A 21,851-nucleotide genomic window follows, 5' to 3' on the forward strand; every position below is an offset into this window, starting at 1 on the left:
CCGCGCCGGACGATGCCGGGAACTTGCCCGGCCGTCGCAGTCCAACTCCTATCTTCCCCAAGGAGCCCCGCATGACCAGTAGAACTGAACGCGATACTTTTGGCCCGATCGATGTCCCGGCGGAGCGCCTGTGGGGCGCCCAGACCCAGCGTTCGCGCGAATTCTTCCGCATCTCGTCCGAGCGCATGGCGCCGGAACTGATCGACGCGCTGGCCGAGGTCAAGCGGGCGGCCGCGGTGGTCAACCGCGACCTGTCGCTGCTGGCCCCGGAAAAGGCCGATGCGCTGGTGCGCGCCGCCGACGAGGTGATCGCCGGCAGCCACCCTGAAGAATTCCCGCTGTCGGTCTGGCAGACCGGCTCCGGCACCCAGAGCAACATGAACATGAACGAAGTGCTGGCCAACCGGGCGTCGGAACTGCTGGGCGGCGAGCGCGGCCAGGCCCGCCGCGTGCACCCGAACGACGACGTGAACATGGGCCAGTCGTCCAACGACATCTTCCCGACCGCGATGCACGTGGCCGCGGCGCGGGCGGTGGCGCAGCACCTGCTGCCGGCGCTCGACCAATTGCGCGCGACGCTGCAGCGCAAGTCCGAAGAGTTTGCCGGCATTATCAAGATCGGCCGCACCCACCTGCAGGATGCGACGCCGCTGTCGCTCGGGCAGGAGTTCTCCGGCTACGTGGCCCAGCTCGACCATGCGCGGCAGATGCTGGAAGCGACCCTGGCGCCGCTGCTGCGCCTGGCCGCCGGCGGCACCGCGGTCGGCACCGGCCTGAACACCCATGTCGAGTTCGGCGAGCGGCTGGCCGCGCAGCTGAGCCAGCGCACCGGGCTGGCGTTCATCAGCGCGCCCAACAAGTTCGCCGCCCTGGCCGCGCATGACGAGCTGGTGTCGGCGCATGGCGCGCTGAAGACGCTGGCCGCGGCGATGATGAAGATTGCGAATGACGTGCGCTGGCTGGCGTCCGGCCCGCGCTCCGGCCTGGGCGAGCTGACGATCCCGGAAAACGAGCCGGGCAGCTCCATCATGCCCGGCAAGGTTAACCCGACCCAGTGCGAGGCGATGACCATGCTGTGCTGCCAGGTATTCGGCAACGATGTCGCGATCAATATCGGCGGCGCTTCCGGCAACTTCGAGCTCAATGTGTTCAAGCCGCTGCTGGCGCATAACTTCCTGCAGAGCGTGCGGCTGCTGGCCGACGGCATGCAGAGCTTCGACGCCCATTGCGCCAGCGGGATCGAGGCCAACCGGGACCGCATCGCCGACCTGATGGCCCGCTCGCTGATGCTGGTGACGGCGCTGGCGCCGCACATCGGCTACGACCGCGCCGCGCAGATCGCGAAGCAGGCGCACAAGGAAGGCGGCACGCTGAAGGACACTGCGCTGGCGCTGGGCTACGTGACCGAGGAACAGTTCGAGCAGTGGGTGAAGCCGGAGCAGATGATACGGCCTGACGGGGCCTGACCGGCGGCGGCCCGCCCGGTCGGCCGGGCCGCGGCTGCGCGTTCCGCAGCCGGGCTCATCCCATCATCGCCGCCGTCAGCCTTTCCCGCAGCCAGCGGTTGGCCGGGTCGTCCTCGACGTTCGCATGCCAGTACAGGTAGACGTCCCAGGCCGGCATCTCCAGCGGCAGCGGCAACAGTTGGTTATCGAACTGCTGGTTGGCGACCCGCGCATAGCGCTCGGGCATGGTCAGGATCAGGTCGGTCTGGCTGACCACGCGGCAGGCGGCGAAATAATGCTGGCAGCGCAGCCGGATCTTTCGCTGCATGCCGAGCCGGCTCAGCTCGAAGTCCTCGATGCCCGGTCCCTTGCGCCGCGAACTGGCGAGGATGTGCTCCTCCGCCAGGTACTGGTCCAGCGTGATCCCGTCCCGCAGCCGCGGATGCCCGCGCCGCGCCACCACCAGCGTGCGGTCGGCCAGGATCCGCGTATGCCGGATGTCGGCGGCCAGCGGCAGCAGCACGTCGATCGCGCAGTCCAGCGTTCCCGCCTGCAGCTCGCTTTCCAGTTCGCGCCGGTCCACCTGCACCGCGGCCACCCTGGCATGCGGCGCTTCCCGTTCCAGCGCCACCATCAGCGGCGGCAGCACGGTCGATTCCAGCACGTCGCGCAGGGCCAGCGAGAATTCCTTTTCGGTCGACGCCGGGTCGAAGCGGTTGAGCTTGTTGAGTGTCACCTCGAAGCCGCGCAGTGAATGCCGCACCGGCTCGATGATGCTGCGCGCCAGCGGCGTCGATACCATCATGTGCCCTTGCCGCACGAACAGCGGGTCGTCGAACATCACCCGCAGCCGTCCCAGCGCATGGCTGATGGCCGGCTGGGTCAGGTTCAGCTTCAGGCTGGCGCGGGTCACGCTGCCTTCCGCATAGATCGCTTCGAAGACGATGAACAGGTTCAGATCTACCCGGGATATATGCATCATATTGATGGAAGTTGATTATCCGTATTCATTTGATCGATGACATCCGACTATGTACCATGCATTGCATCGCAACACAGCATGGATAACGGGCATGGGACAATTATTTCTGGTACGTCATGGTCAGGCCTCGTTCGGCAAGGCCAATTACGACCAGCTTTCCGATCTGGGCGTCGAGCAGAGCAAATTGCTCGGACGCTGGTTCGCCGACTGCGGCATCAAATTCGATACGGTGGTCACCGGCGACATGGAGCGCCACCGGCAGACCGCGCATGCCTGCCTGTCGCAGCTGCCGGAAAGCGCGCCGCCGGCGTCGGCCTGGGTCACCGATCCGGGCTTCAACGAATACGATCACCAGGAAGTGCTGCAGCGGCACCGGCCGGACTTCGTCGACCCGATCGCGGTCAAGCAATTCTTCCTCGAGACCGACGATGCGAAGGCGGTCTACCAGCGGCTGTTCGAGGAGTCGATGTCGCGCTGGACGGACGGCCAGCATGACCATGAATACGCCGAGCCATGGCCCGCCTTCCGCACCCGCTGCCTCGGCGCGCTGCAGCGGGTGCTGGACGGCGCGGGGCAGTCGCAGCGCATCGTCGTCTTCACGTCCGGCGGCACCATCGCCACGCTGTGCCAGCACCTGCTGGGCCTGTCCGACGAGCGCATGGCCAAGCTGAACTGGACGCTGGTCAATGCGGCGGTGACCCGGCTGCTGTTCCGGCCCGGCCACGTGACCCTGAGCACCATGAACAGCTATGCCCACCTCGAGCTGCTGGGCGACAAGAAGTCCATTACCTACCGCTAGGACGGCTTCGTTGCACGGCCCCGGCAGGCAGACCAATCAGGCTGCTTCATCGAGCAGCCTTCACTACACAGCCTTACACAAGGAGACGCCATGAACATCAGCAATCCATTCGACCTGTCGGGCAAGATCGCCCTGGTCACCGGCGCGAGCCGCGGCATCGGCGAGGGCATCGCGCGGCTGCTGGCCGCGCAGGGCGCGCACGTGATCGTGTCCAGCCGCAAGCTTGACGCCTGCGAAGGCGTGGCCGCATCGATACGCGAAGCCGGCGGCAAGGCCGAGGCCTATGCCTGCCATATCGGCGAAATGGCGCAGATCGACAAGCTCTTCGCCGACCTCGAAGCGAAACACGGCCGGCTCGACATCCTGGTCAACAATGCGGCCACCAACCCGCACTTCGGCCACATCACCGAGACCGATGTCGGCGCGTTCCAGAAGACCGTGGATGTGAATATCCGCGGCTACTTCTTCATGTCCTCCGCCGGCGCCAAGCTGATGGCGAAAAACGGCGGCGGCAGCATCGTCAACGTGGCCTCGGTCAACGGCGTCACGCCGGGCGCGCAGCAGGGCATCTACTCGATCACCAAGGCTGCCGTCATCTCGATGACGAAGGCCTTCGCCCGCGAATGCGCGCCGCAGAAGGTGCGCGTCAATGCGCTGCTGCCCGGCGCGACCGACACCAAGTTCGCGTCGGCGCTGTTCCATAACCCGGTCATCCTGGAGCAGGCGCTGAACCGCATTCCGATGCGCCGCGTCGCCGAGCCGTCCGAGATGGCGGGCGCGGTCCTCTACCTGGCGTCCGACGCCGCCAGCTACACCACCGGCGCGGCGCTCAACGTCGACGGCGGCTATCTCTGCAGCTAACGCCTGCGCAACTACCAAGGAGCACCAGATGGATTTCCAGTACAGCGACAAAGTCAGGGATTTGCAGGCACGCCTGCTTGCCTTCATGGACGAGCATGTCTTCCCGGGCGAAGCGGCCTACTTCGATGAAGTCGAGACCAACCGGAAGAACGGCAATGCATGGCAGCCGACCAGGGTCATCGAGGACCTGAAGCAGAAGGCCCGTGCGGCTGGCCTGTGGAACCTGTTCCTGCCGGAATCGCGCCACGGCGCCGGCCTGACCAACCTGGAATACGCGCCTCTGTGCGAGATCATGGGCCGCGCCATCTGGTCGCCCGAGGTCTTCAACTGCAGCGCGCCCGACACCGGCAACATGGAAGTGCTGGCGCGCTACGGCACCGAGGAACACCAGAAGCAATGGCTGGTCCCGCTGCTGGCCGGCGAGATCCGTTCCTGCTTCGCGATGACCGAGCCGGCTGTGGCCTCGTCGGACGCCACCAACATCGAGGCCCGCATCGAGCGCGACGGCGACCATTACGTGATCAACGGCCGCAAGTGGTGGTCGTCGGGCGCGAACGACCCGCGCTGCAAGGTGTTCATCTTCATGGGCAAGACCGACCCGGACAACCCGAACCGCCACCAGCAGCAGTCGATGATCATCGTCCCGCGCGACACCCCGGGCGTGTCCATCGTGCGCCACCTGCCGGTCTTCGGTTTCGACGACGCGCCGCACGGCCATGCCGAGACGCTGTTTGAGAACGTCCGCGTCCCCGTGTCCAACATCCTGCTCGGCGAAGGCCGCGGCTTCGAGATCGCCCAGGGCCGCCTGGGACCGGGCCGCATCCACCACTGCATGCGTTTGATCGGGCTGGCGGAACGGGCGCTGGACCAGATGTGCAAGCGCACCCTGTCCCGCGTGGCCTTCGGCCGCCCGGTGGCGGAGCAGGGCGTCACCCTGGAACGCATCGCCGAGGCGCGCATCGACATCGATCAGGCACGTTTCCTGGTGCTCAATGCCGCGCAGATGATGGACACGGTGGGCAACAAGGCTGCCGCCAAGGAGATCGCGATGATCAAGGTTGCCGCGCCCAACATGGCGTGCAGGGTGATCGACTGGGCGATCCAGGCCCAGGGGGGCGGAGGGATGGCCGATCCGTTCCTGGCGCCGGCGTATGCGGGGGCGAGGGCCTTGCGGATTGCGGATGGGCCGGATGAGGTGCATCGTAACCAGATTGGCAGGCTGGAGCTTGCCAGGCACAAGGTGAAGGTGGCGTAGCGGGCAGGGAGGTTGGATGATCGCAGGGTGTGATTGGCTATCCGCTGATTGCACCCTGCGCCCGTTCGGAAGCGAAAGTTGTATCGCGCGGCGCGATAGCATTTGCCCGCGCAGCGACCGTTGCAGTTGACGTTCCGCGCAGCGACAGTTGCTGTTGCAGTTGGCTCCGCGCAGCGACAGTTGCGGTTGCGGTTGCGGTTGCGGTTGCCGTTGCCGTTGCAGTTGCAGTTGCAGTTGCCGTTGCAGTGAGTCTCCGTTAGATGGCGACGCGTCGCCAGCGCCTGAAACGGATAAAGAAGCGTCCGCTGTCTGAGCGAAGCGAGTTTCGGACGCTTCCCGTTTCAGGTGCTGGCGGCGCGTGCAGTCCGCGCAGCGGACCGCCATCGTAGGGGTCGCCTTTTTTGCCCCACTTTTTTGGCGAAGCAAAAAAGCGGGTCGGCTGCCGGGCCGAACACCCGGCTACTCCCCACGGCAGTGAAGCCTCAACGTTTCACCCGTTAGCAAACGTAGCATCGGCGCCTTGCGCTGTGGCGCGTTCTCGTAACGTGCAGCCGTCGCAAACTGCAGAAGCGGCTTCGCGACGGTACGCCTGCTGGCGGGTGAAGCGATACGTGTGTCCTGCCGGACGACCTAGCCGGGAGTCCGTCCCGGCGGCCGGGTCACTTCTTTTGCTTCGCCAAAAGAAGTAACCAAGAAAAGGCGACCCCGAAGATGCCGCCCCGCTGCGCGGGGTGCCCACGCCGCTGGCACCGAAATCGGGAAGCGTCCGAAACTCGCTTCGCTCAGACAGCGGACGCTTCTTTATCCGATTTCGGCACCAGCGACGTGGCGTCATCAACGGGGACCCACTGCAACGGCAACGGCAACGGCAACGGCAACGGCAACGGCAACGGCAACGGCAACGGCAACGGCAACGGCAACCGTCGCTGCGCGGAGCCAACTGCAACAGCAACTGTCGCTACGCGCAACGTCAACAGCAACGACATGCTTTACCCTGAGCCAGCCTTCCGATACGGCTGCTGCGCCACCTACTCAGGGCGAACGGGTAAATGGAAGAACGCTTGAAGCGTACCGCGACCGCAATGCAAATTGCAAAACAAAACCCTGTATGACCCCGTAGCACGAACCCTTCCCCCTGCTGTAAGCTCACACATCCGGCCCGACCCGCCGCGCACAACCCGCGCGCAAAAACAAACACAGAAAACATAACGGAGACATAGCATGAATCATCCATGGATCAAATCCTATCCCCCCGGCGTGCACTGGGACGCCCCCCTCCCCGTAAGCCCCGTCCAGCAGATACTGGAAGACGCCGCCGCACGCTGGCCCGATAACCCCGCCCTGGAATTCATGGGCAAGACCACCACGTACCGCGACCTGCTGGACCAGTGCCACCGCGCCGCGGCCGGCTTCCAGAAGCTGGGTGTCGGGCCGGGCGTCCACGTCGGCCTGTTCCTGCCCAACACCCCGCATTACGTGATCAGTTTCTTCGGCGTGATGATGGCCGGCGGCACGGTCGTCAACTACTCGCCGCTGGACGCCGCCAGGGTGCTGGAACACAAGGTCGAGGACAGCCAGACCGACATCATGGTCACGCTCGATCTCGCGATGCTGTATCCGCAGATGCGCCGCCTGATGGGCCAGAGCCGGCTGCAGAAGCTGGTGACTGGCAGCCTGGCGGAAATGAGCGGGCATCCGGACGGCGTGCGCGCCCACCTGCAGGGCGCGGGCATGCTGGCCGAGGTGCAGGCTGACGGCTTCCACCTGGCGTTTTCCGACCTGCTGGCCAATGACGGCCAGTACCAGCGGCATCCGCTGCCGCAGAACCTGCATGACGCGATCGCGGTGCTGCAATACACCGGCGGCACCACCGGCCTGCCCAAGGGAGCGATGCTGACCCATGCCAACCTGACGTCGGCCTGCAGCCAGATCATGGCCGTGGTCAATGGCGAGCCGCGGGTGCTGGAGGAAGGGTGCGAGAAGGTGCTGGCGGTGCTGCCGCTGTTCCATATCTATGCGCTGACCGTCAACATGCTGTTCGGGCTGCGCCTGGGCGCCGAGATCGTGCTGCATACCCGCTTCGACGCCGACGCGGTGCTGAAGGACCTGGCGGCGAAGAAGATCACGGTCTTCCCCGGGGTGCCGACCATGTACACCGCCATCCTCAACCATCCCGATATCGCCAAGTACGACCTGAGCTCCCTGAAGTTCTGCGGCTCGGGCGGCGCGCCGCTGCCGGTCGAGGTCAACCAGCGTTTCCAGAAGGCCACCGGCTGCAGCCTGCTCGAGGGCTGGGGCATGACGGAGACATCGCCGACCGGCACGTTCACGCCGGCCGGCGCGCCGCAGCGGGCCGGGTCATGCGGCCTGCCGACCGTCGGCGTGACGATCAAATTTGTCAGCGTGGATGACCCGGGGCGCGAGGTTGCCATCGGCGAGCGCGGCGAGCTGTGCATCAGCGGCCCGAATGTGATGAAGGGCTACTGGAACAAGCCGGAAGCGACCGCCGACTCGATGACCGCGGATGGGTTCTTCCGCACCGGCGACGTCGGCTACATGGACGCGGACGGCTATATCTACATCGTAGACCGCACCAAGGACATGATCCTGTGCAGTGGCTACAACGTGTATCCGCGCGTGGTCGAGGAGGCAATCTACGAGCATCCGTCGGTGTCCGAGGTCAGCGTGATCGGCGTGCCCGACGACTACCGCGGCCAGTCGCCCAAGGCCTTCGTCACGCTGAAGAAGGATGCCAGCGCATTCACGCTCGCGGAGCTGCAGGAATTCCTGAAAAGCCGTCTGGGCAAGCATGAAATGGTGCAGGCCCTGGAGCTGCGCACCGAACTGCCGAAGACGCCGGTCGGCAAGCTGTCGAAGAAGGAGCTGTATGCGGAGGAAGAGCAGAAGCGCAATGCGCGCTAGGGAAGGGAACGGCCTGGAGGGGAATGAAGCGGGAGAGTAAGGGGCGGAGAGCCCATCGGCAAGGCGGTGCTGCCGATGGGCATTCTTCCGAAGATCAAGCCATCTCCTGCGCTTAGCGTGGGCTGCCGCGACGGAACAGGTTGACGATAGCCAGCAGGATCACTGCGCCAAGCAGGGAGACGAGCAGCGAGCTGATGGAAAAGTCATTCTGGTTGATGGTGCCAGTGCCAAACAGGGGAGCCAGCAGCCAGCCACCCAGCAGTGCGCCGATGATGCCGACGACAACGTTCAGGAACATGCCTTGCTGTGCGTCGGTACGCATGATCATGCTTGCTACCCAGCCGAGCAGGCCGCCAACCACTATCCAGATGATAAAGTTCATGTTGATCTCCAAAAAGTACATCTAAAAAAACGCCTCCGGCCAGCAGCAGCCTTCGACGACTTAAAAAATCCGGGTGGGCCGGCATTGATACCTCTTCCCGCTTCCCCGCATTCGACCTTGGTCATGAACAATATAGCAATCATCGGGCCAGGGATCGATGCCTATAGAAATCAATGATTTACGTAAATCTTCTTATTATTTTGTAAATGTTTCAGGCTGGCTTGAAAACAATACACTGCAAGGCGTGAAAACTTTTCAGGCGCCGGAATTGACATTGACGCCCTGCATCCGGTTCATCAGCTCGCTGTCGTTGCTGAATACCTTGGACTGGTATTCATTGAGGCGGTTGTAGAGCGTCTTCAGGCTCACGCCCAGCACTTCGGCGGTCTGCGTCTTGTTGCCGCCGCAATAGCCGAGCGTCGCGAAAATCAGGCGCTGCTCCGCATCCGCCAGGCGGCTCCCGAGCGGGAAGGTCACGCAGTCGCTTTCCACGCCGGTCACCACCGGCTTGGCAGCGCCGATGGCGGTCGCAAGGTCGACGTCCTGGTCGGCGAGGATGAAGGCGCGGTGCACCATGTTCTTCAGCTCGCGCACATTGCCGGGCCAGTGATATTCGTTGAGGAAACGGCGCGACGATTTCGAGAACTGCTTGCGCGTGCCTTCCTCCTCGTTGAGCCGGGCCAGGAACACCTTGGCCAGCAATTCGATGTCCTGCTCGCGCTCGCGCAGCGTCGGCACCGCGATCGGGAAGACCGACAGCCGGTAATACAGGTCGCTGCGCAGGAAGCCGTTGTCGACTGCCTGCTGCGGGTCGCGGTTGGTGGCGGCGATGACGCGCACCTTGACCTGGCTTTCCTCGTCGGCGCCGACGCGGGAGAAGCGGCCTGTTTCCAGCACGCGCAGCAGCTTGACCTGCATCTCCATCGACATTTCCGTCAGTTCATCCAGGAACAGCGTGCCGCCGGCGGCGCGCTCGAAGCAGCCCTTGTGCATGCGCACCGCGCCGGTAAAGCTGCCGCGCTCGTGGCCGAATAGTTCCGCTTCAATCAATTGGGGCGAGATGGCGCCGCAGTTCAGCGCGATGAATGGCTTGTCGCTTTCGCGGCTCAGCCTGTGGATTTCGCTGGCGACCAGTTCCTTGCCGGTGCCGCTCTCGCCGGAGATCAGCACATTGGCGCGCGTGGGCGCGACCTTGGTGATCAGCTTGTACAGGTGCTGCATGGAATCCGAACTGCCGTACAGCTCGCCGCAACGCATCATGACACCGGAGTCTGCCTCCTGGCGTACGTGGTCGGGCTCGTCATTCTGCGCATGAAACGCTGCGATGTTCTTGTTCTCTATTTCAGGCATGCCAAGCACTGCACCGCATACGTTCAGTCCGTTGTTCATGGGATTCTCCCGTCGTAATCGGTTTTGCAAATTTTGCGTACCTCATCTTCTCTGAAATGCAAATTTTTCAATACCCGTGTTTCTCCGATTCTTGTGTAGGAGCTTGCCGACAGTTTTTGAAGCCATGGCTGGAATGTGTCTGTACTTTCTTATCGCACGGCTGGCGGCAGCGGTTTTGCGCAATCTTAATGGTGGTCCCTGGTCCGGCGCGGCGATGGCCGCCGGCAGGCCTTGCGTGCTTGCGCGCACCGATGCGCCCAGCGAACTTTTTACGCAAGCAACAGGAAAGATAATTTCCTTTTTGCGCGCATGGCCGAATAATGGAGCGTTCCAACGCCTGCGCCGCTTGCCGTTACGGCGCCCCATCAAATCCTGCACAAAAATCAAAAATGATAGAGACATCGCACAAGCGTTTCCTCGGCCCGGTCATCCGCCTGCATCCGTCCGACAACATCGTGGTCGCGCGCACCGACGTGGGCATGGGCGTCCACGTTCCCCAGGAAGGGTTCACCAGCCGCAGCCAGGTGCCGGCCGGGTACAAGATCGCGTCGCGGCTGATCAAAAAGGATGAGCCGATTTACAAGTACAACATCGTGGTCGGCTTTGCCACGCTCGACATACCGGCCGGCACGCTGGTGCATGGCCACAACACCGCATTCCGCGAATTCCAGCGGGACTATGCGCACGGGTCGGAATTCAGCCCGGTCGAGATGGTGCCGGAACGGGAGCGCGCCCATTTCCAGGGCATCGTCCGGCCGGACGGACGGGTGGCGACACGCAACTACATCGGCATCCTGTCGACCGTGAACTGCTCCGCGACCGCGGTGCGCAGGATCGCCGACTGGTTCACCGGGGAACGGCTGGCGGCATACCCGAACGTCGATGGCGTGGTCGCGTTCAGCCACGCGCTCGGCTGCGGGATGGAAATGAGCGGCGAACCGATGGCGCTGCTGCGGCGGACCATGGCAGGCTACGCGCGCCATCCCAACCTTGCCGCGGTCCTGATCGTCGGCCTGGGCTGCGAACGCAACCAGCTCGACGGGCTGCTGGCGGACCAGCAGCTCCAGCCCGGCAGCCTGCTGCGCACGATGACGATGCAGGAGACCGGCGGCACGCGCAAGTCCATCGAGGCCGGGATAAACGCGGTGCGCGAGCTGCTGCCGGCTGCCAACGCGGTAGTGCGCCAGCCGGTGCCGGCCAGCCATCTCTGCGTCGGCCTCCAGTGCGGCGGCTCGGACGGCTTCTCGTCGATCACCGCGAACCCGGCGCTCGGCGCCGCGGTCGACCTGCTGGTGCGGCATGGCGGCACCGCGATACTTTCCGAGACCCCGGAGATCTATGGCGTCGAGCACACGCTGACCAGGCGGGCGACCAGCCGCGAGGTCGGCGAAAAGCTGGTCGACCGGATCCGCTGGTGGAAGGACGTCTATTCGGTCGGCCGCGACGTCCAGATCAACGGCCAGGTCAGCCCCGGCAACCAGGTCGGGGGACTGGCCAACATCTTCGAGAAATCGCTGGGGTCGTCGATGAAGGGCGGCACCGGGCCGCTGATGGACGTCTACCGCTATGCCGAGCCGGTGACGGCGAAGGGACTGGTCTTCATGGACACGCCGGGCTACGACCCGGTGTCGGCCACCGGGCAGATCGCCGGCGGCGCCAACCTGATCGCGTTCACGACCGGGCGCGGGTCCATGTTCGGCGCCAAGCCGGTGCCCTCGATCAAGCTTGCCACCAATACGCCGATGTTCACGCGGCTGGAGGAAGACATGGACCTGAACTGCGGCGAGATACTCGACGGCACGGTCTCGATCGAGGAGATGGGAAAACGCATCTTCGACTGCCTGCTGCGCACCGCGTCCGGCGAGGCCAGCAAGAGCGAGCTGCTCGGGCTGGGGGACAATGAATTCGTGCCCTGGCAGATCGGCGTGATGAGCTGAAGCGATGAGGCACTGGGAAGCGGGGCAGGGCAGGCGGAACGCCCCGCGTCCCGCCTGCCCCTCAGCCGTGCATCAGGCCAGCACGCGGCGCATGCGCAGCTGCTGCATCGCCACCGTGGCGACCAGCAGGCCGAAACCCAGCAGGTCCGACAGCGTGCCCGGATACACCAGCGCAAAGCCGGAGACCAGCAGCATCGTGCGTTCGACCGCGGTCGTGCGCAGGAACATCCAGCCCTGGAAGCCCGCGGCCAGCGCGGTGATACCGGCGGCGGCGGTCAGGGTGACCTGGGCGATCGACCACCAGTTGGCGGCGGCCAGCGCCTTGGTCGAGCCCATCAGCAGCAGTCCCTGGCCGCTCGGGTCGAGTACGAACATGAAGGGCAGCAGGAAGGCCGGCACCGTGTATTTCCAGCACTGCATCGTGGTCTTGTACGGGTCGCCGCCGGTGATGGCCGACGCGGCGAACGGCGACAGCGCGGTCGGCGGCGAGACTTCCGACAGCACCGCGTAATAGAAGATGAACATGTGGGCGGCGAAGTCCGGCACGCCCAGCTTGATCAGCGCCGGCGCGGTGATCACGGCGCAGATGATGTAGGACGCCGTCACCGGCACGGCCAGTCCGACGATCCAGACCACCAGCGCGGTGTAGACGGCGGTGAGCAGCAGCGAGCCGCCCGCGTAGTCGATCACGATCGAGCTGAACTTCAGGCCCAGGCCGGTCAGCGTGACGACGCCGACGATGATGCCGGCGCCGGCGCAGGTCGCGGCGACGTTGAGCACGCCGACCGAGCCGGCTTCCAGCGCCTTCACAAGCTTGGAATTGACGATCTGGCCCAGCACCGACCCGCGCCCGCGGAACAGGCTGTAAGGCAGCAGCGAGCATTCGGGGTCGAGGAAGCTGACCAGGAAGGTCACGATGGTCGCCCAGAAGACCGACAGCACCGGCGAGTAGCCCATCATCATGAAGACCACGATCGAGATCAGCGACACGAAGTGGAACCAGTAGCGCCGGGTCAGGTTCCACACCGAGTCCACCTTCTCGAAGACCGTGTTGCCCATGCCGTACTTGCGGGCGTCGATCTCGACCATCAGGAACAGCGCCAGGTAGAACAGGATGGTCGGTATGGCGGCCATCAGCAGCACGTCGAGATAGGAAATCTTCAGGAATTCGGCAATCAGGAAGGCGGCCGCGCCCAGCACCGGCGGCGAGATGATGGCGCCCAGCCCGCCGGCCGCCAGCAGGCCGCCGGCGGCGTTGCGTTCGTAGCCCACCTTGGCCAGCATCGGCCAGGCCACCGAGCCCAGCGTCACCGTGGTCGCGACGCCGGAGCCGGACGGGCCGCCGAGAAGGAAGGACGCCAGCACGACGGTGCGGCCGGCGCCGGTCGGCTTGCCGCCCATCGCGGAGAAGGAGAAGTCGATATAGAACTTGCCGGCGTTCGAGTACTGCAGGAAGGCGCCGAAAATGGTGAACAGGATGATCAGCGACGACGACACGTCGACCGCCACGCCGAAGATGCCTTCGAGCGTCATGTACATCTGGCCGACCAGGCGCCCGAGCGCGTAGCCCTTGTGCGTCCATGGCTGCGGCAGGTAGGCGCCGAACAGCGCGTACAGGATGAAGCAGACGGTCACGACCGGCATGATCCAGCCGGCGGTGCGGCGCATCGCTTCCAGCACCAGCAGCATCAGCAGCGCGCCGCAGACGATGTCCAGCGGGTCGGGCATCGTGTTGCGGTCGCTGAAATCGTCGCCGCCCATCAGCGCATAGACGATGACCGCGATCGACAGCAGCGCGGCCAGCCAGTCCCACCACATGATGCGGTGGCGGAAGCGCCGCGATACCGGAAATATCAGGAAGGACAGGAACAGCACGAAGCCGACATGCACCGGCCGCAGGGTCTGCGTCGGCACGATCGCATAGGCGGCGTAGAGGTGGAACAGGGACATGATCACGGCGACCAGGGTCAGGAAGCCGGCGATCCGTCCCGTCATCCGGTTCGCCGCGCCTTCTTCCTCCTCGATATACGCTTCGGCCTTCTTCAACGCCTCTTCGCTGACGGCAGCGGGTATCGCTGCGGCGGGCGGTGTGCTCGATTCACTCATGTGCGCCATTCATTCCGGTTTCGTGGGTTCGTGACCAAACGGGGGCGCCGGCGGGACGATGCATGATCCTCCTGCCGGCGCATTGCGAACGCCTGCGCTCAGTCGAGCTTGACGCCTTTTTCAGCGTAGTACTTCGCCGCGCCCGGGTGGAACGGGACCGGCGTCGCCGCCGTCTTCTGGTTTTCGAGCTTGAAGTTTTCCGCTTCCTTGTGCACGGCAATCAGTTCGTCGCGCTTCTCGAAGATCGTCTTCGCGATGTTGTAGGCGGTCTTGTCGTCCATGTTTTCATTGGCGACCAGGATGTTCATCACGGTCGCCTGCTTGTTGTCGGCGGCCATGCCGCTGTACATGGTTTTCGGGATGGTGTCGGCCAGGTAGATGTTGCCGTATTTCTTGTTCATGACCGGCACCACTTCCGCATGGTCGATCATCTTGATCTTGGTGCCTGGCGTGTTGGCCAGGTCGGTCACGGCCGCGGTGGGCAGGCCGCCGACCCAGAAGAAGGCGTCGATCTTGTTGTCCTTGATCGCATTGACCGACTCGGCCACCGACAGCCGCTCGCGCTTGACATCCTTGTCCTTGTCCAGCCCGGCCGCTTCAAGGATGCGGAATGCCATCACCTCGGTGGCGCTGCCGGGCGAGCCGGTGGATACGTGCTTGCCCTTCAGGTCGGACAGCTTGGTGACGTTGCGTCCCTCCACGGTCACCAGGTGCATCCGGTTCGGATAAAGCACTGCGATGGTGCGGACCGGGACTTTCTTGGACTTGAACTTGTCCTCGCCCTTGTACGCATCCTGCGCGGCGTCGGACATCGTGAAGCCGATGTAAGGCTGGCCGGAACCGACCAGCTTGAGGTTGTCGACCGAGCCGCCGGTCACTTCGGCCGTCGCCTGCATGCCCGGCACATGCTTGGACAGCACGGCGGCCATGCCGCCGCCCATCGGGTAATACACGCCCCCGGTGCCGCCGGTGGCGATCGACAGGTTCTGGGCCGATGCGGCGGTCGCCAGGCCCAGGGTCAGGGCAAGTCCGGCCAGCCCGATGCGCACGATACGTTTAAACATGGTGTTCTCCTTGATGGATGAAATGCCGAATGGTCTGACTGGCGGTGCTGCGGCTCTGCGCTAGCGGATGAAGAATGCAGCGGCCGCACCCGGAGCTTGATGCCCGGGGCTGGGGTCGAAATCGAAGGGAAGGGCGGGTATGGGTGAGGCCCGGGCTGCCAGGCCGTGCTGCCGCGCACGGCGCTGCACCGCAGCCGGTCCGGCTGGTGCGTGGGTACGTCTGTACATGCTTGTCTCCATCGGCCTTCGGCGTTTGCTTGCCGGGTCAGGCTCTATAATTATTTATATGAACCGCGTGCGCTCGCGGCCTGCCTGAGGCCGGCACCGTAGTTCTTATACACAAGATGTCTCATCAACATGGCGCTTGTCAAGAAATTCATGCGGCCGCCGCGCCGCCGCATCGCCGTCGTTTGCGCGCGTCGAACCCTGGCGCCGGCCCGGCCCAGGCTTGCGCAGGCGAAAGCGGCGACGCCGCCGCCGGATTGATGGCGGATGTCTTTACAGTAAAATCGGGGCCACTTTCATTCAACCCGAAGAAACCGCCATGAAGCTAAAGACCACACTGCTTGCCTGCACGCTCGCTTTTTCAGCCTCCGCCTACGCCGACACCTACCCGAGCAAGCCGATCACCCTGATCGTCCCGTTCGCGCCCGGCGGCACCACCGACCTCGTCGCCCGCGTGGTGGCGGACAAGATGGGCAAGGAGCTCGGACAGACCGTCGTCGTCGAGAACCGCGCCGGCGCCGGCGGCGCACTGGGCGCCAATGCGGTGGCCCGCGCCGCGCCGGACGGCTATACGCTGGGCATCTCCACGATCTCGACGCACGCGGTCAATGCCGCCTGCAATCCGCAGCTGCCGTACGACCCGATCGCCAGCTTCACGCCGATCACCAATCTGGCGCGCACGCCTAACGTGCTGACCGCCGCGCAAAAGTTTCCGGCGCAGGATTTCAAGCAGCTGCTCGACCTCGTCAAGAAGAATCCGGGCAAGTTCAATTACGCATCGTCGGGCGTCTGCAGCGTGCTGCACATGATGGGCGAGCAGTTCAAGGTGTCGACCGGCACCTTCATCACCCACATGCCCTATCGCGGCTCCGGCCCGGCGCTGATCGACCTGCTCGGCGGCCAGGTCGAAATGATGTTCGATAACCTGCCTTCGTCGATGGGCCATATCCAGACCGGCAAGATCCGCGCGATCGCCGTTGCGGCGCCGAAGCGGGTCGAGGGCCTGCCGAATGTGCCGACCTTCGCCGAACTCGGACTGCCGCAGGTGAACGACCCGGCGTGGTATGGCCTGGTGGCGCCGGCCAAGACGCCCGAGGCGATCGTCAACCGGCTCAATGCCGCGGCCGCCAAGGTGCTGAGCCTGCCCGACGTGCGCGACAAGCTCAAGCAGAGCGGTTCGGAGTCCGCCGCGAACACCCCGGCCCAGCATGCGGCCGAGATCAAGCATGAACTGGAAAAGGCCAAGGCCGTGGTCCAGAAGCAGGGCATCAAGTTCGAAAATTCTTGATCGCCCGCGCCGGCGGCGTCCCACGGCGACAGCCGCGGGACGCCGCCGGCCCATCCGCTTGTGCGGAATCAAGCCGGCCCGGCGCCCCGCGCTGCGCCGTGACAGGATCGTCTACCATCGTCTTCACAGATACTAAGGAGCGCACTGCACATGAGCAGCCACAAGCACCTGTTTGAACCGCCGTCCACCGCGGAAGCGCTGGACGCGCTGATGCAGCACATCAATACCGGCGACGGCGACCTGGCGTCGCTGTCGGACGAGCAGCGCGAGCAGCTGAAGAACGAGCTGGGCGACGCCTGGCTGGAAGACTACCTCGACGATTACCCGGTTCCCGCGGACCTGCGCGACGCAAGCCGCGAGTACCAGGCCATCGCCAATGCCGACAAATATCCGAACCTGCCCGACCATGTGCGCGAGGACCTGCTGCTGCAGTTCGAAGAGCACCATGGCGAAGGCGGACCGGAACACTGGAACATGCAAGAGTGAAGAAGCAAGCGAAAAAAGCAGTCGAAGGCAAGCCGGTCCACGACAGGGCGGCCGAAGGCAGGCAGCCCGCGCCCAACCCGCTGGCAGACGAGCTCAGGCCGGGGCAGTCGGTCGAGCTGTTGAAGGAATTGCATATCCTGACCCGCGACGGCAAGCTGAACCAGGACAGCCGGCGCAAGCTCAAGCAGGTCTATCACCTGGTCCAGTTCATCGAGCCGCTGCTGGAGCAGGTGCTGGCCGACAAGCCCGATGTCCAGCTGGTGGACCATGGCGCCGGCAAGTCCTACCTGGGTTTCATCCTGTACGACCTGTTTTTCAAGGCGCGCCAGAGCGAGTCGCCGGGTTCGCGCATCTACGGCATCGAGACCCGCGAGGAACTCGTCAGGAAATCGGAAGAACTGGCGCAGCGGCTGGACTTCCCCGGCATGGCCTTCGAACACCTGTCGGTGGCCGACGCGATCACGTCGCCGCGTCTGCCGGCGCGGGTCGATGTCGTGACCGCGCTCCATGCCTGCAATACGGCGACCGATGACGCGATCCACTTCGCGCTGAAAAAACAGGCGCGCTTCATCGTGCTGGTGCCATGCTGCCAAGCTGAAGTGGCGTCGGTGCTGAAGAAGAACAAGGCGCAGTCGCTGGCGCGCGACCCGCTGACCGAGATATGGCGGCACCCGGTCCATACCCGTGAATTCGGCAGCCAGCTGACCAACGTGCTGCGCTGCCTGCAGCTCGAAGCCCATGGCTACCAGGTCACCGTGACCGAACTGGTCGGATGGGAGCATTCGATGAAGAACGAACTGATCGTCGCAAGCTACCGCGACCTGCCGCGCAAGCGGCCGTCGGAACGGCTGCGCGGGGTGCTGCAGTCGCTGGGCATCGAGGAGCTGGGCGAGCGCTTCTTTACCGAGGCCGCCGAAGCCTCGGCCTAGCATGGCAAGGGCCAGCCTGGACAGGCGGTCTTGACAAGCAGATAGGCGGCATGGAAGATGGACCCGCGCCGGGCGTGCCACGGCGCTGATAAAAAAACCGCATGCACCCGCATGACGACCATCCTCAGGAGACAGAAACAATGGCTTTTCCGTACCGCCCGCTTGCGTGCGCGCTTTCCCTCGCCGCCGCTTTCGCCCCCCAGGCCGCAAGCGCCGAAACCGTCAAGATTGCCGTGATCGATGCCTTTTCCGGCCCGATGTCGCCAATCTCCAGCAATATCCTGAACAGCTTCCAGTTCATCGCCGAAAAAGCCAACAAGGAAAAATGGGCAGGCGACAACACGCTGCAGTTCACCGCCTTCGACAACAAGCTGAGCCCGCAGGAATCGCTGTCCCAGTTGAAAAGCGCGATCGACCAGGGCTACCGCTATATCGCCCAGGGCAATGGCTCGGCAGTGGCGCTGGCGCTGGTCGACGCAGTCAACAAGCACAATGAGCGCAACCCCGGCAAGGAAGTCGTGTTCCTGAACTATTCGGCGATCGACCCCGACCTCACCAACAGCAAGTGCAGCTTCTGGCATTTCCGCTTCGACGCCAACTCGGACATGAAGATGGAAGGCCTGACCAGCTATATGGCCAAGGACCAGTCGATCAAGAAGGTCTACATCATCGGCCAGAACTACTCGTTCGGCCACCAGGTCACGCGCGCAGCCAAGGACTACCTGAAGCGCAAGCGTCCGGACATCCAGATCGTCGGCGACGATCTGCATCCGATCGCGCAGGTGAAGGACTTCTCGCCCTACGTCGCCAAGATCAAGGCATCGGGCGCCGACACGGTCGTGACCGGCAACTGGGGCGCCGACCTGGCGCTGCTGATCAAGGCCGCCAAGGACGCCGACCTGAAGGCCAACTTCTATACCTACTACGCGGCGACGTCCGGCGTGCCGACCGCGATGGGCGCGGCCGGCGCCGACCGCGTCAAGCAGGTCGCTTACTGGAACGTCAACAATGATGGCTTCGTCGGCAGCGATATCGCCAACGGCTTCAAGCAGAAGTTCAATGACGACTTCTACGTGATGGACACCTACACGGTCGTGTCCATGCTGTCCAAGGCGATCAAGGACAGCAAGTCGGCCGACCCGGTCAAGGTCGCGTTCGCGATGGAAGGCATGAAGGTCAAGAGCCTGAACGGCGAGACCGAGATGCGCAAGTCCGATCACCAGGTGCAGCAGCCGCTAATTGTCGCGACCTGGGTGAAAACCAATGGCAAGGATGTCAAGTACGACCAGGAGAACACCGGCTACGGCTGGCGCACCGACCAGAAGATCGACACCTATGTCGCGGCGCAGCCAAGCTCGTGCCAGATGAAGCGTCCGGGCGCCTGATATAGCCCGTCCGTGACGGTCCGTGGCCTGGCGCCACGGACATGTTCAATGCATGCGCAGCGACGGGATGGCCTGCATCGACTGCAGCGCCATCCCGTCGTCCTCTATGCGTCCGAGCTGGACCGCATGCCGTTCCTCGGCCTTCGCCATGCGCACGATCGTCGCCAGCGCTTCGAGATACAGTTCGCTGTGCTTGCGGTCGCCGAGCCGGGCAAAGGCCTCGGCAAAGGTGAGGATGGCTTCGTCAGTGCTGTTCATGGATATTCTCGCTCAAGTGATGCGTCCTGTTGCGCGGGGCGGGATCACGATGCCGCGCTCGAAATGATTAAATCATTTACCCGGTTTCATGGACGTAGGAAAAAGCCGCCAGTTCATGTAGGAAGCATGGGCATCTGCTACACCGCAAACCATGACAAACTGCTGAACCTCAAACACGCGGCGCATGCATCCAAATGATGAAAAAACAATTTTCCCCGGCCAGCGCGCGTAACCGCGAACCGATCCTTGCCGCCCTGCGCCCGCTGCTGGCGGACTGCCGCAGCGTGCTCGAAATCGGCAGCGGCACCGGCCAGCATGCAGTGCATTTCGGCGCCGCGCTGCCGGACCTGACCTGGCAGACCAGCGACCTGCCGGCCAACCATGAAGGCATCCGCGCATGGCTGGACGAGGCGGCGCTGCCCAACGTGCTAGCGCCTCTGGCGCTGGACGCCGGCAGCGACGACTGGCCGCCGGGGCCGTTCGACGCGGTCTATACCGCCAACACCTGCCACATCATGTCGTGGCCAGAAGTGCAGCGCATGTTTCATGGTATCGGCCGGGTGCTGGCGCCGGGCGGCATGCTGTGCATCTACGGACCCTTCAACTTCGACGGCCAGTTCACCTCGGCCAGCAATGCGCAGTTCGACGCCAGCCTGAGGGCGCAGGCGCCGCACATGGGCCTGCGCAACCAGGAAGATGTCGACGCACTGGCGCGCGCGCAGCAACTGACGCCGGTGGCGGACCTGCCGCTGCCCGCCAACAACAAGCTGCTGGCCTGGCGGCGCGCCGGTTAAGGCGCGGCAGATCAGCGTCCGCGCAGGGACGCGGTCAGGTCGGGTGAAACAACCGGCTGCCGCTCGTCCAGGACCGCATTGCCGCCCGTGCTGGCCATGTTGGCAGGCACCTGCGGGCTCTCGTTCCACACCACGTAATCGTCGACCGCATACAGCCTGCATGGCTGGCGGCTGTTGGCCTGGCAGGCGCTGAGCACGCGTGTCACCGGGTCCTCGCCTTCCTCGGCCCAACTCCAGGCGCCGCTGGGCGACACCGCGAATGCGCGCGGCGTCGCCTTCGACAGGAAGGCGCGGTAGGCTTCCCGTCCGCGCTCGCGCAGGAAGGGCACCGATTCGATATCCTGGATCGCCGCGAAGTCCGTGCGCGGGATGGGCGGGTCTTCGGCAATGGCGACGACTTCCGCGGTCGGCATGCCGAGCTGCTTCAGGAAGCGCTCGGCATGCGGCCACCAGATCGCGAAGCCATCGCGGCTGCCGACCATGCCGTGGGCGTCGTTCTTGAACGCGTCATAGGCAACCAGGCGGGCGTCGCCGCCGGCGCCGGCATAGGCCCGGTGCAGCCGGTTCACCAGTTCATGGTTGAAATAGCTGTCGTTGGCGCCGTAGAACCACAGGCTGGGCAGCCGGTTGTGGCGGCCGAAGTCGGCGAAGGCGGTGACCAGCGCGGATTTCCACTGGCAGCTGCCGTCGTCGGCGCGCAGGCCGCCGGCGAAGTTCAGCAGGCCGCGCACGCCGGGCAAGTCGCCAGCGCCGGCGGCGAGCGTCGCCAGGCCGCCGTAGGACTGGCCGGCGACGATGACGCGGTTGCCATCCACCCAGGGCTGCGAGCGCGCGTAGTGCAGGGCGGCGCGCAGGTCGGCCGCCTGCAGGTAGCCGTTGCCCGCCATGTTGCAGCCGTAGTCCGAATAGTCGCCGCCGGAACGGGCGAAGCCGCTGCGCATCGGCACGATGACGGCATAGCCGCGGCGAACGAACTCGCGGCTCAGGTAATAGAAGCGGTCGCGCGATTGCAGGCGGGGGTCGCCGGGCTGCTTGCCGTGGTTCATCACCACGAGCGGGAAGGGACCCTGGCCCGGCGGGCGGAATATCGTCGTTTCCAGCAGGTTGCCGTTCGCGCCGGGCACCATGACCACCTGTTCATTGAGCCTGGCGTCCAGCGTGGTTTCCTGCGCCCGGGTGTAGGACAGCCCGGACAGTGCGAGGCAGCCGGCTACGGCGATCCGGGCGAAAAGGTGAACGATGCGGACAAGGCGGGCAGACATTGCGGCACTCCTGAACAATTACGCAAACCAGGAATTAATTCTAGGAATCAACTTTCTTGAACTCAATACCGCAATGACAATT

20 protein-coding genes are annotated in these 21,851 nt (G+C 64.5%); 12 read left to right on the forward strand and 8 right to left on the reverse strand.

Annotated features, from left to right (window positions below):
- Nucleotides 1-71: 71 nt before the first annotated feature.
- Nucleotides 72-1,466, forward strand: coding sequence for a class II fumarate hydratase (gene fumC, locus QOL82_RS01015; RefSeq protein ID WP_283440360.1), 1,395 nt, complete (start codon nt 72-74; stop codon nt 1,464-1,466).
- Between the two features lie 55 nt (nt 1,467-1,521).
- On the opposite strand, the gene QOL82_RS01020 is transcribed toward fumC, so the two are convergent.
- Nucleotides 1,522-2,424, reverse strand: a complete 903-nt coding sequence (locus tag QOL82_RS01020; protein WP_283440793.1) for a LysR family transcriptional regulator — start codon at nt 2,422-2,424, stop codon at nt 1,522-1,524.
- Nucleotides 2,425-2,518: 94 nt separating this feature from the next.
- Between QOL82_RS01020 and QOL82_RS01025 the strand changes: the two genes are divergently transcribed.
- The 5 genes from QOL82_RS01025 (at nt 2,519) to QOL82_RS01045 (ending at nt 8,264) form a co-directional block, all read left to right on the forward strand.
- Nucleotides 2,519-3,226 carry a histidine phosphatase family protein gene (locus QOL82_RS01025; RefSeq protein ID WP_283440361.1) on the forward strand — a complete coding sequence of 236 codons (708 nt, stop codon included), beginning with the start codon at nt 2,519-2,521 and terminating at the stop codon, nt 3,224-3,226.
- A gap of 90 nt (nt 3,227-3,316) precedes the next feature.
- On the forward strand, nt 3,317-4,087 hold the full coding sequence (locus QOL82_RS01030; protein WP_283440362.1) for an SDR family oxidoreductase: 771 nt from the start codon (nt 3,317-3,319) through the stop codon (nt 4,085-4,087).
- A gap of 28 nt (nt 4,088-4,115) precedes the next feature.
- Complete coding sequence (locus QOL82_RS01035; RefSeq protein WP_283440363.1) at nt 4,116-5,342, forward strand: acyl-CoA dehydrogenase family protein; 1,227 nt, start codon at nt 4,116-4,118, stop codon at nt 5,340-5,342.
- 825 nt (nt 5,343-6,167) lie between these two features.
- Nucleotides 6,168-6,407: a hypothetical protein gene (locus QOL82_RS01040; RefSeq protein ID WP_283440364.1), complete on the forward strand. Its 240-nt coding sequence runs from the start codon at nt 6,168-6,170 to the stop codon at nt 6,405-6,407.
- Between the two features lie 156 nt (nt 6,408-6,563).
- Nucleotides 6,564-8,264 carry a long-chain-fatty-acid--CoA ligase gene (locus QOL82_RS01045; RefSeq protein ID WP_283440365.1) on the forward strand — a complete coding sequence of 567 codons (1,701 nt, stop codon included), beginning with the start codon at nt 6,564-6,566 and terminating at the stop codon, nt 8,262-8,264.
- Between the two features lie 112 nt (nt 8,265-8,376).
- Here the strand turns inward: QOL82_RS01045 and QOL82_RS01050 are convergent, their stop codons facing one another.
- The 3 genes from QOL82_RS01050 to QOL82_RS01060 form a co-directional block, all read right to left on the reverse strand.
- Complete coding sequence (locus QOL82_RS01050; protein ID WP_194711649.1) at nt 8,377-8,646, reverse strand: GlsB/YeaQ/YmgE family stress response membrane protein; 270 nt, start codon at nt 8,644-8,646, stop codon at nt 8,377-8,379.
- Between the two features lie 255 nt (nt 8,647-8,901).
- Entirely contained in the window at nt 8,902-10,035 is a 1,134-nt protein-coding gene (locus tag QOL82_RS01055; RefSeq protein ID WP_283440366.1) for a sigma-54 interaction domain-containing protein, read from the reverse strand.
- Nucleotides 10,036-10,077: 42 nt separating this feature from the next.
- Nucleotides 10,078-10,437 (reverse strand): hypothetical protein, encoded by a 360-nt coding sequence (locus tag QOL82_RS01060; protein ID WP_283440367.1) that lies wholly within the window; start codon nt 10,435-10,437, stop codon nt 10,078-10,080.
- Between QOL82_RS01060 and QOL82_RS01065 the strand changes: the two genes are divergently transcribed.
- Entirely contained in the window at nt 10,425-11,972 is a 1,548-nt protein-coding gene (locus tag QOL82_RS01065; protein ID WP_283440368.1) for a UxaA family hydrolase, read from the forward strand. The genes QOL82_RS01060 and QOL82_RS01065 overlap by 13 nt on opposite strands.
- A 72-nt stretch (nt 11,973-12,044) precedes the next feature.
- On the opposite strand, the gene QOL82_RS01070 is transcribed toward QOL82_RS01065, so the two are convergent.
- Nucleotides 12,045-14,078, reverse strand: coding sequence for a TRAP transporter permease (locus QOL82_RS01070; RefSeq protein ID WP_283440369.1), 2,034 nt, complete (start codon nt 14,076-14,078; stop codon nt 12,045-12,047).
- Between the two features lie 98 nt (nt 14,079-14,176).
- Nucleotides 14,177-15,142 (reverse strand): TAXI family TRAP transporter solute-binding subunit, encoded by a 966-nt coding sequence (locus QOL82_RS01075; protein ID WP_283440370.1) that lies wholly within the window; start codon nt 15,140-15,142, stop codon nt 14,177-14,179.
- Between the two features lie 544 nt (nt 15,143-15,686).
- Between QOL82_RS01075 and QOL82_RS01080 the strand changes: the two genes are divergently transcribed.
- The 4 genes from QOL82_RS01080 (at nt 15,687) to QOL82_RS01095 (ending at nt 19,455) form a co-directional block, all read left to right on the forward strand.
- Nucleotides 15,687-16,655: a tripartite tricarboxylate transporter substrate binding protein BugE gene (locus QOL82_RS01080; protein ID WP_283440371.1), complete on the forward strand. Its 969-nt coding sequence runs from the start codon at nt 15,687-15,689 to the stop codon at nt 16,653-16,655.
- A 150-nt stretch (nt 16,656-16,805) separates the two neighbouring features.
- Entirely contained in the window at nt 16,806-17,141 is a 336-nt protein-coding gene (locus QOL82_RS01085) for a hypothetical protein (RefSeq protein WP_283440372.1), read from the forward strand.
- Nucleotides 17,142-17,221: 80 nt separating this feature from the next.
- Nucleotides 17,222-18,070, forward strand: a complete 849-nt coding sequence (locus QOL82_RS01090) for a class I SAM-dependent methyltransferase (protein WP_283440794.1) — start codon at nt 17,222-17,224, stop codon at nt 18,068-18,070.
- Nucleotides 18,071-18,210: 140 nt separating this feature from the next.
- Nucleotides 18,211-19,455, forward strand: a complete 1,245-nt coding sequence (locus QOL82_RS01095; RefSeq protein WP_283440373.1) for a branched-chain amino acid ABC transporter substrate-binding protein — start codon at nt 18,211-18,213, stop codon at nt 19,453-19,455.
- A 45-nt stretch (nt 19,456-19,500) separates the two neighbouring features.
- Here QOL82_RS01095 and QOL82_RS01100 read toward each other — a convergent pair whose 3' ends face one another.
- On the reverse strand, nt 19,501-19,713 hold the full coding sequence (locus QOL82_RS01100) for a hypothetical protein (RefSeq protein ID WP_283440374.1): 213 nt from the start codon (nt 19,711-19,713) through the stop codon (nt 19,501-19,503).
- Nucleotides 19,714-19,907: 194 nt separating this feature from the next.
- On the opposite strand from QOL82_RS01100, the gene QOL82_RS01105 reads away from it, so the two are divergent.
- Nucleotides 19,908-20,507 (forward strand): DUF938 domain-containing protein, encoded by a 600-nt coding sequence (locus QOL82_RS01105; protein ID WP_346772278.1) that lies wholly within the window; start codon nt 19,908-19,910, stop codon nt 20,505-20,507.
- Nucleotides 20,508-20,518: 11 nt separating this feature from the next.
- Here the strand turns inward: QOL82_RS01105 and QOL82_RS01110 are convergent, their stop codons facing one another.
- A complete protein-coding gene (locus tag QOL82_RS01110) occupies nt 20,519-21,769 on the reverse strand; it encodes a dienelactone hydrolase family protein (RefSeq protein ID WP_283440375.1) in 1,251 nt (416 codons plus the stop codon).
- Nucleotides 21,770-21,851: the final 82 nt, after the last annotated feature.

The sequence above is a fragment of the Noviherbaspirillum suwonense genome (assembly GCF_900182955.1).
GTDB classification, from domain to species: domain Bacteria; phylum Pseudomonadota; class Gammaproteobacteria; order Burkholderiales; family Burkholderiaceae_D; genus Noviherbaspirillum_A; species Noviherbaspirillum_A suwonense.

Excerpts from the sequence above, each read along its gene's own strand:
- fumC (WP_283440360.1), top strand. The coding sequence starts at position 72 with ATGACCAGTAGAACTGAACGCGATACTTTTGGCCCGATCGATGTCCCG.
- QOL82_RS01020 (WP_283440793.1), bottom strand. The coding sequence starts at position 2,424 with ATGCATATATCCCGGGTAGATCTGAACCTGTTCATCGTCTTCGAAGCG.
- QOL82_RS01025 (WP_283440361.1), top strand. The coding sequence starts at position 2,519 with ATGGGACAATTATTTCTGGTACGTCATGGTCAGGCCTCGTTCGGCAAG.
- QOL82_RS01030 (WP_283440362.1), top strand. The coding sequence starts at position 3,317 with ATGAACATCAGCAATCCATTCGACCTGTCGGGCAAGATCGCCCTGGTC.
- QOL82_RS01035 (WP_283440363.1), top strand. The coding sequence starts at position 4,116 with ATGGATTTCCAGTACAGCGACAAAGTCAGGGATTTGCAGGCACGCCTG.
- QOL82_RS01045 (WP_283440365.1), top strand. The coding sequence starts at position 6,564 with ATGAATCATCCATGGATCAAATCCTATCCCCCCGGCGTGCACTGGGAC.
- QOL82_RS01050 (WP_194711649.1), bottom strand. The coding sequence starts at position 8,646 with ATGAACTTTATCATCTGGATAGTGGTTGGCGGCCTGCTCGGCTGGGTA.
- QOL82_RS01055 (WP_283440366.1), bottom strand. The coding sequence starts at position 10,035 with ATGAACAACGGACTGAACGTATGCGGTGCAGTGCTTGGCATGCCTGAA.
- QOL82_RS01065 (WP_283440368.1), top strand. The coding sequence starts at position 10,425 with ATGATAGAGACATCGCACAAGCGTTTCCTCGGCCCGGTCATCCGCCTG.
- QOL82_RS01060 (WP_283440367.1), bottom strand. The coding sequence starts at position 10,437 with ATGTCTCTATCATTTTTGATTTTTGTGCAGGATTTGATGGGGCGCCGT.
- QOL82_RS01070 (WP_283440369.1), bottom strand. The coding sequence starts at position 14,078 with ATGAGTGAATCGAGCACACCGCCCGCCGCAGCGATACCCGCTGCCGTC.
- QOL82_RS01075 (WP_283440370.1), bottom strand. The coding sequence starts at position 15,142 with ATGTTTAAACGTATCGTGCGCATCGGGCTGGCCGGACTTGCCCTGACC.
- QOL82_RS01080 (WP_283440371.1), top strand. The coding sequence starts at position 15,687 with ATGAAGCTAAAGACCACACTGCTTGCCTGCACGCTCGCTTTTTCAGCC.
- QOL82_RS01085 (WP_283440372.1), top strand. The coding sequence starts at position 16,806 with ATGAGCAGCCACAAGCACCTGTTTGAACCGCCGTCCACCGCGGAAGCG.
- QOL82_RS01095 (WP_283440373.1), top strand. The coding sequence starts at position 18,211 with ATGGCTTTTCCGTACCGCCCGCTTGCGTGCGCGCTTTCCCTCGCCGCC.
- QOL82_RS01100 (WP_283440374.1), bottom strand. The coding sequence starts at position 19,713 with ATGAACAGCACTGACGAAGCCATCCTCACCTTTGCCGAGGCCTTTGCC.
- QOL82_RS01105 (WP_346772278.1), top strand. The coding sequence starts at position 19,908 with ATGATGAAAAAACAATTTTCCCCGGCCAGCGCGCGTAACCGCGAACCG.
- QOL82_RS01110 (WP_283440375.1), bottom strand. The coding sequence starts at position 21,769 with ATGTCTGCCCGCCTTGTCCGCATCGTTCACCTTTTCGCCCGGATCGCC.